At 68.9% G+C, this 7,321-nt stretch carries 5 protein-coding genes and 1 tRNA gene; all 6 read right to left on the bottom strand.

Annotated elements, in window-relative coordinates:
• A partial coding sequence (locus tag E3T25_RS03405) for a D-alanyl-D-alanine carboxypeptidase (protein ID WP_174843915.1) occupies positions 1–840 on the bottom strand: 840 nt, incomplete at its 3' end.
• Positions 841–869: 29 nt separating this feature from the next.
• Complete coding sequence (locus E3T25_RS03400) at positions 870–3,200, bottom strand: putative bifunctional diguanylate cyclase/phosphodiesterase (RefSeq protein ID WP_134372180.1); 2,331 nt, start codon at positions 3,198–3,200, stop codon at positions 870–872.
• A gap of 293 nt (positions 3,201–3,493) precedes the next feature.
• Positions 3,494–4,492, bottom strand: coding sequence for a Gfo/Idh/MocA family protein (locus E3T25_RS03395; RefSeq protein ID WP_104170793.1), 999 nt, complete (start codon positions 4,490–4,492; stop codon positions 3,494–3,496).
• 465 nt (positions 4,493–4,957) lie between these two features.
• Positions 4,958–5,033: transfer RNA gene (locus E3T25_RS03390), tRNA-Thr, on the bottom strand.
• Between the two features lie 45 nt (positions 5,034–5,078).
• Entirely contained in the window at positions 5,079–5,717 is a 639-nt protein-coding gene (locus E3T25_RS03385; protein ID WP_104170792.1) for a TetR/AcrR family transcriptional regulator, read from the bottom strand.
• A 45-nt stretch (positions 5,718–5,762) separates the two neighbouring features.
• On the bottom strand, positions 5,763–7,316 hold the full coding sequence (locus E3T25_RS03380) for an alpha/beta hydrolase (protein WP_233191132.1): 1,554 nt from the start codon (positions 7,314–7,316) through the stop codon (positions 5,763–5,765).
• Between the last annotated feature and the right edge of the window lie 5 nt (positions 7,317–7,321).

Here is a 7,321-nt window from a genome sequence, read left to right as displayed (position 1 = left end):
GGCCCCGGCCGGCGCGGTGCCGACGCTGACGCTCACGCCGCCGCCGAGCGCGGCGGCGAAGGCCGCGCCGGCGCGCCCGACGGGGTCGGCGCTGCGGGAAGAGCTCTGACGCGAGGGGTCGTCGCGGTCACCGTCGACCTGCAGGGCGGTCACGTCGGGCATGGAACCGGCGTTGCGTTCCAGTTCATCCCAGCTCGGTTCCCAGCCGGGCCCGCCGAAGAACGAGGCGTCCAGCACGAGGGAGGTGATCGGCGGGTTCGCCGGGTTCGCCCGCCAGGCGGCGAGGGTCTGGCGGGCGAGCTCATCGACGTGGGCTGCGCCGGGGTAGACGGATTCCGTGCCGGTGGGCAGGCGCGTGAGGGTGAGGTCTCCCCCGCCGACCAGCACGACAGACCCCGGTGTGCTGCCGGTGACGACGGTGGTCGTGGCCCGGTAGTCCGGTCCGAGCACCTCAAGGGCGGCGGCGCTGGTCAGCACCTTGAGCACGCTCGCCGTGCGTGAGGAGGTATCGCCGCCGCGGTCGAAAAGCACCTCGCCGGTGCTGGCGTTGATCACCTGGGCCTGGAAATCAGCCAACCGGGGGTCGGCGGCCAGCGCTGAGACCGAACACGTACGCAGGTTTCTGGCATCGGAGGCGGTGGCCGGCACAGGGCGCTCCGAAACGGGTTCCGCGGCCGGCACGTTCACGCTCGCACCGGTGTTCGCGGCGGCGATGGAGGCGGTGGCCGCGGCATCCGGGGCCCGGGTCGACGCCCCGATCAGGACGGCACCCGCGCCCAGCAGCACCGCCACGGTGACGAGGACGGCCGCGAGGCGTTTGCGAGGCTTCGATTCTTCCACCCGTGAACCCTACCCGCCGGGCTTGTGAGTCAGCCTGTGCCTCGTGCCCACGGCGTTGCAACGGCGTTACTGCGGCGTTGCGACGGCGCCCGCGTGGCCGCCGGCGCGTGCCGGGCGGCGAGCCAGGCATCCAGTGCCGCGGCCGGAAGCGGGCGGGACATGTGGAAGCCCTGGGCCTCGTCGCAGCCGTACCGGGTCAGCTCGGCGTAGGCGACGGCGTCCTCGACGCCCTCCGCCACCATGCGCACGCCGAGGCTGTGCGCGAGCGCGATGATCGAGGCCACCAGGGCCGCGGCCCTGGCGTCGTCGGCCATCGGGAACACGAAGGACTTGTCGAGTTTGAGCTCGTCGATCGGCAGGTCCCGGAGGTAGGCGAGGGAGCTGTAGCCGGTGCCGAAATCATCCACGGCGATGCGGATGCCGCTCTCCCGCAGGCGGATCAGGATGTCCCTGGCCCTGGCCCGGTCTTCCATCAGGAACTCTTCGGTGATCTCCAGCATCAGGTCGGCGGCCGACAACCCCCGCACCTGGATCATGGCGGCGATGCGTGCGGGCAGATCGGACTCGATCAGGGTGCTGGGAGACATGTTGACCGCAACGGTCAGCGGTGTTCCCTGCGCACGCCAGACCGCGGCCTGGTCGAGCGCCTTTCCCAGCACGATCCGGGTCAGGTCGCGCATGAGCCCGACGTCTTCGGCCAGGGTCAGAAACGCGTCGGGAGGCAGCAGACCCCGGCTCGGGTGCTGCCAGCGCACCAGCGCCTCCACACCGTGCACGTGCCCGGTGGCCAGCTCGATCTTGGGCTGGTAGTGCAGCACGAGTTCGTCGGTGGCGAGGGCGCCGCGCAGGTCTTCCATCATCCGCAGCCTGGAGTCGCCGTGATCGTCGTCGGAGCAGACGAAGACGTGGTGCCCGCTGCGGGAGGACTTGGCCTTGTACATGGCCATGTCGGCCTTGCGCAGCAGCACCTTGAGGGTGTCACCCTGGTCGGGGAATAGGGCGATGCCGATGCTGACGTTGGACTCGATCGCGATGCCCTCCAGCGTGAACGGCCGGGCCAGGACCGCCCGCAGCCGCACGGCCGCCGCCACGGCCTCGTCGTGGCCGGCGTCCTGAATCAAAAGCGCGAACTCGTCGCCGCCGAGCCGGGCGAGAAGATCGCCCGGTCGTCGCTGATCGAACAGGCGCGATCCGGCCTGCACCAGCAGCAGATCGCCGACGTCGTGGCCGAGACTGTCGTTCACTTCCTTGAACCGGTCGATATCCAGGAGCAGCAGGGCGCTCCGGTGGCCGTCCCCGGGCACGAGGTGAGCGGATGCCTCGGCGTAGAGGGCGCGCCGGTTCGGCAGCCCGGTCAGGTCGTCGGTGCTCGCCTGGCGGTGAAGGTCGGCCATCCGCCCGATCTGCCGGGAGGCGAGCTGGGTGCGCACGGTCCCGAGCACCAGGGTCACGCCTGCGAGGAGCACGGCGCCTGTGGAGATCTTCACCTGCGTGCCGAGGACGAGCACCGCCATCCCGGCGATCGTGGCTGCCCCGGGCACCGCGAGGGTCCACACGCCGCTCAGGGGGCGCCGGGCGGTGACACCGGGCCGAGCCAGGTCCCACGCCCAGACCGCAATGAGGGTGAGGCCGAGCGCCCAGCCCGCATCCAAAGGCTCCCCGAAGGTGTACGTTCCGGCGGAAACCTGGAAGGCGTAGACGGCGTCGGTTGCCGCGAAGATCAGGAGTCCGAGCACCAGCAGGGCCCACCGTCGGCCCACGTCGAGTCCGCGGGCGGCGGCAATCCCCGTGATGACCGACACGAGCAACAGATCGAGCAGAGGGTAACTGGCGGACACCAGGGTGGCCGGGGAGGGCGGCCAGACACCCGCGGATGCAATCACCGGGCTGAGCAACACGGCCAGCACGGATGCCGCGCCAAGCGACCCGATGGCTCCGTCCACCAGGACCGACCGGGGTATTTCACCACGCTGACGGTGGACCAGGACAGCGAGTCCGGCCAGAATCAGCGGATAGAAAAGCGTGTAACCGATGTCGGCCGGAGACGGAAACGAGAGGGTCGCCGCGCCCGCGAGCAGGTAATAGGTGCTGCCGAGGGTAAAGGCCGTCATCGCGGCCGACACCAGAATCAGCTGCGTGCGGCCGCGCTCCGCGCAGAGCGCGGCTGCCCAGCAGAGCAGGGCCGGGAGCCCCGCAGTGATTAGCGACAAGGAGCCGGTGAAAACCGGGCCGAAGGAGGCGAACAGGCCGATCGCGTAACCGATCAGCAGCACCCACATCAGCCACAGGATCCAGCGGCCGAGCCGCGCATGGCGAAGGGAGCGGTCATCGATTCGATCCGCGTGCGCGTTGGCGTGCATCGGATCCCCCGCTCCCGTTGCGTACACGCTAGCCGAGCCGTCATGGGCCGATGGACCAACGCCCCCGAGTACGACCACCCCAAAACGGGGGGTGGCGTCATCCGACGGGCGGAACGAACTCGAGCGGCTCGACGACGGAGCACGCGACCAGCGCGCCGAGGAGCCGCAACGGCCACGTATGGGGGCGGTGAGGCCGGTTCGTGACACCACCACTGGATCCACGCAGCGCCATTCTGCCCCCTCCCGCTCTACTGGTCAGATTATCGACCGGAGCACAGCGCACGGACTCCCGCTTACTCCCCGGGGTACCGCAGGCCGATTTGCGCGCGCACCAGGTCGAGGGTCTCCATGATCGCCACCACTTCCTCGACCGGCAGGATGTCGCTCGAGATCTTGCCGGCCCGGATCAGTTGCTCCGCTTCGGCCGCCTGGTAGTGCATGCCGCGCCCGTTGATCTCGGCGGTGAAGGTCTCGATGACCTCGTTCGCGCTGTTGAGCACCCGGAAGTCCGTGGGCGAGTACCAGACCCGGTCGATGTCGATGCGGCCCAGCGTGCCGAGGATGGTGGCCGTGTTCGGGCCGGTGGTGTTGCTGGCCGACAGGGTCTGGGCGATCTGCCCGCCCGCGTAGCGGAAGGTCGTGGCGATCTGTGCGTCGGCGCCGGTGGCCTTGAAGGTGGCGGTCGCGAGGATCGTCTCGGGGCGTCCGAACAGTTCGGACGCGAAGGTGAGCGGGTAGATGCCGAGGTCGAGGAGCGCCCCGCCGCCCAGGTGCATGGCGTTCAGCCGGTGCGCCGGGTCATCCGGCAGGTCCTGGGTGTGATCGGCGATCAGGGTGCGCACGTCGCCGAGGGTGCCCTCGGCGAGGATCTCGCGGATGCGCACCATGTGCGGCAGGAACCGGGTCCACATTCCCTCGAGCACCAGCAGCCCCAGGGTCGCGGCGAGGTCGACTACTTCGCGGGCCTCGGCGCCGTTCAGGGTGATCGGCTTCTCGATCAGAACATGCTTGCCGGCATTCAGGGCGAGCTTGGCGTTCTCGGCGTGAAACGGATGCGGGGTCGAAATGTAGATGATGTCGACATCCGGGTCCGCGGCCAGGGCCTCGTAGCTCGGATGAGCCGTGGGAATGCCGAACTCGGCCGCGAAGGCATCCGCCGACGCCTGCGAGCGGGAACCGACCGCCTGCACCTGAAAACCGTTCCGGACGAGGTCGTTCGTGAATGCGTGGGCGATCCCGCCCGTGGCCAGGATTCCCCAGCGAATAGTGTCGGTGCGGGTTGTGTCGGTCATGGGATCAGCCTAGCGATCGCGTGCGGCCGGCGGTCGAGCCCGTCACGACCCGGCGACGCGGCCCGGCGGCCCGGCACCGGGCATCCGTGGGGACGGCACGGTGACTCCGGAGATTTTCGCAACACGCCGCTCGGCCGGGCCGTAGAACCGGCGTTTCCCAAAAATCTCCGCGTTTACGTGACGACGGATTCCCCGGTCGGCTCAGTCAGCCTCAGGTTGCGGGCTCAGTAGGGCGGTATCAGCTCGATGAGCCGCGCCGCGTGCGTGCGCGCCTGCACTAAGTGGCTTTCCGCGAGGTTGCGGTTGGCGACCACGCGGGTGAGGCGACTTCGGTCGATGAGGCGGTCGATTTCGTCCCGGCCACGAGCCCAACGCCCCTGTACGCGATTCGGGTGACTTCGCAGTGCGCACTCGCGTGGCGGGTGTGCGCGGCGCGAGCGAAAGCCACGGCTGCCTGAGTTGAGATGGAGCCGCCTATCAGAATCGAACTGATGACCTTCTCATTACGAGTGAGACGCTCTACCGACTGAGCTAAGGCGGCGTCACGATTATTCCTCTCGGAAAACCTCGGACACAGCTACAAAGTCTAGCTGGTCTTCAGGGTCATCTCGTACAGGTCCGCGAAGGATGCCGCGACGTGCGTGGCCAGGGGGCGGGCCGCGTCGGAGTCGGCCCAGCAACGCCAGGCGTGGCGGAGCGCAGCCACGGCCACCAGGGTGAACAGGAGCGCCCGCTGCTCAAGCTGCGCCGAGCCGGCGCCGAGCTCGGGGTGGTCGACGACGAAGCGCCGGGTGACGATCTCCTGCAGTCGACCCTCGAAGTTGCGCAGGGTGGCCATCCGCATCCCGAACAGGTAGGGATTCTCCTTCATGACCTGACGCCGCAGCTGGTGGATCTCCCGGTCACCCTCGGTGTTCCTGAGGCTGACCGAGAGCAGCGCGGCCAGCTGGGCCAGGATGTCCCCATCGCGGCCGCCGTGCACGAAGGCCTCGATCTGCTCCTCGGACGCGAGGTCGAGTTCGTCGCCGACCAGCGCGGCATCCTTCGAGGGGAAGTAGTTGAAGAAGGTGCGCGGCGACACATCGGCGAGCCGGCTGATGTCCTCGACGGTCACCTTCTCGAGCCCCCGCTCGCAGGAGAGCGTCAACACGGCGCGCTGGATGGCGCGTCGCGTTGCGAGCCGCTTACGTTCGCGTAGGCCCGGTTCCTCGTGGTGCAGCGACATGCCTCAATTCTTACACAGCGCGCAAATCTGCAGCCAGGCGGATGCTCAGCACATCGGGTCTTCGGCCGGCACCGTGCCCTTCAGCAGGTAATCGTCGACGGCCGAGTTCACACAGTCGTTCGATTTGTTGTAGGCGGTGTGCCCTTCGCCGGTGAAGGTGACGAGGTGGCCGCTGGCGAGCTGCTCCGACAGGTTCTCGGCCCACACATAGGGTGTGGCCGGGTCGTTGGTGGTGCCGATGACCAGTATCGGGTCGGCCCCCTCGGCGGCGATCTCGGACCGCTCCCCGTCAAACTGGTAGGGCCAGTTGGCGCAGCCGATGTCGCCGAACGCCATGTACTTGCCGATCGTCGGGGCGGCCTGTTCGATCTCGGCGGCCTGCGCGCGCATCGAGGCGGGATCGTCGTTGTAGCTGTAGTCCACGCAGTTGATTGCCAGAAAGGCCTCGGTCGCGTTGTCGCGGTAGGTGCCGTCGGCGGACCGGCCGTTGTAGCCGTCCGCGAACTGGAAGGCCATGTCGGCGTCGCCCTGCAGAACGCTCGCGAACATCTCGCTCAGGTTCGGCCACGCGGTGGCCTGGTAGAGCGGGTAGATGATGGCGGTGAGCAGCGTGTTCGCGCCGAGTCGACGGCCGTCGGTGGCCGTGATCGGGCTGACGTCAACCGAGGCGAGCAGGGCTCCGATGGTAGTCATGGCCTCGTCGACGGTGCCATCGAAGGGGCACTCCTCGCCGGCCAGGCAGTCGGCCAGATAGGAGCGCAGCGCATTCTCGAACCCGGTGGCCTGCACCCGGGTCACATCGGCGTTGCTGGTGGACGGGTCGAGGGCGCCGTCGAGGGCGAGGCGTCCGACCCGCTCGGGGTAGAGGTCCGCGTAGGTCGCACCGAGGAAGGTGCCGTAGGAGTAGCCGAGGAAGTTGAGCTTCTCGTCACCGAGCGCGGCGCGCAGCAGGTCGAGGTCCCGGGCTGCGCTGAGGCTGTCGACGTGTGCGAGCAGGGCGCCGGTATTCTCCTGGCAGGCGGCCCCGAAGTCGACGGCGGCCGTCGACAGCTCCTGGATCCAGGCGTCGCTCCCCCGCACCGCGGCGGGCAAGCCGTAGAGGTACTCGTCCATCTCAGCCGGTTCGTAACAGCTCACCGCCGAGGAACGGCCCACCCCGCGCGGGTCGAAACCGACGACGTCGAAACCGGCCTGCAGCTTCGCATCCGTGGCGTAGTCGAGGGAATCCTTCACGAAGTCGTAACCGGAGCCGCCGGGGCCTCCGGGATTGACCAGCAGGGAACCCACCCGGGTGCCCGTGGCCGGATGCCGCACCAGCGCCAGGTCGACCGTCTCGCCGCTGCCCGGGTCGGCCCAGTCGAGCGGCGCCGAAGCCGTGGTGCACTGCAGGCCGGAGTCGCAGTCCGCCCACTTCAGCACCTGGTCATAGAACGGTTCGAGGTCGGCGTCGACCTTCTCCCCGGTCGGGACCGAGGTGGTCGGCGCCTGCCCCGGCAGGAACAGCGGCACGCAGCCGCTGAGGCCCATGGCGAGCACCAGTGCCAGGGCGGTGGCCCTGGCACGCGCCGACAGGGTGCGCACGCGAGTTCGTCTGGTCAACGGAT

Origin of the sequence: Cryobacterium sandaracinum, from assembly GCF_004403415.1 — a bacterium.
In the GTDB taxonomy this organism is placed as follows: domain Bacteria; phylum Actinomycetota; class Actinomycetes; order Actinomycetales; family Microbacteriaceae; genus Cryobacterium; species Cryobacterium sandaracinum.
The sequence above is the reverse complement of the archived record's forward strand: the minus strand, read 5'-3'. Positions and strand labels throughout refer to the sequence as shown.

Excerpts from the sequence above, each read along its gene's own strand:
- E3T25_RS03395 (WP_104170793.1), bottom strand. The coding sequence starts at position 4,492 with ATGACCGACACAACCCGCACCGACACTATTCGCTGGGGAATCCTGGCC.
- E3T25_RS03385 (WP_104170792.1), bottom strand. The coding sequence starts at position 5,717 with ATGTCGCTGCACCACGAGGAACCGGGCCTACGCGAACGTAAGCGGCTC.
- E3T25_RS03400 (WP_134372180.1), bottom strand. The coding sequence starts at position 3,200 with ATGCACGCCAACGCGCACGCGGATCGAATCGATGACCGCTCCCTTCGC.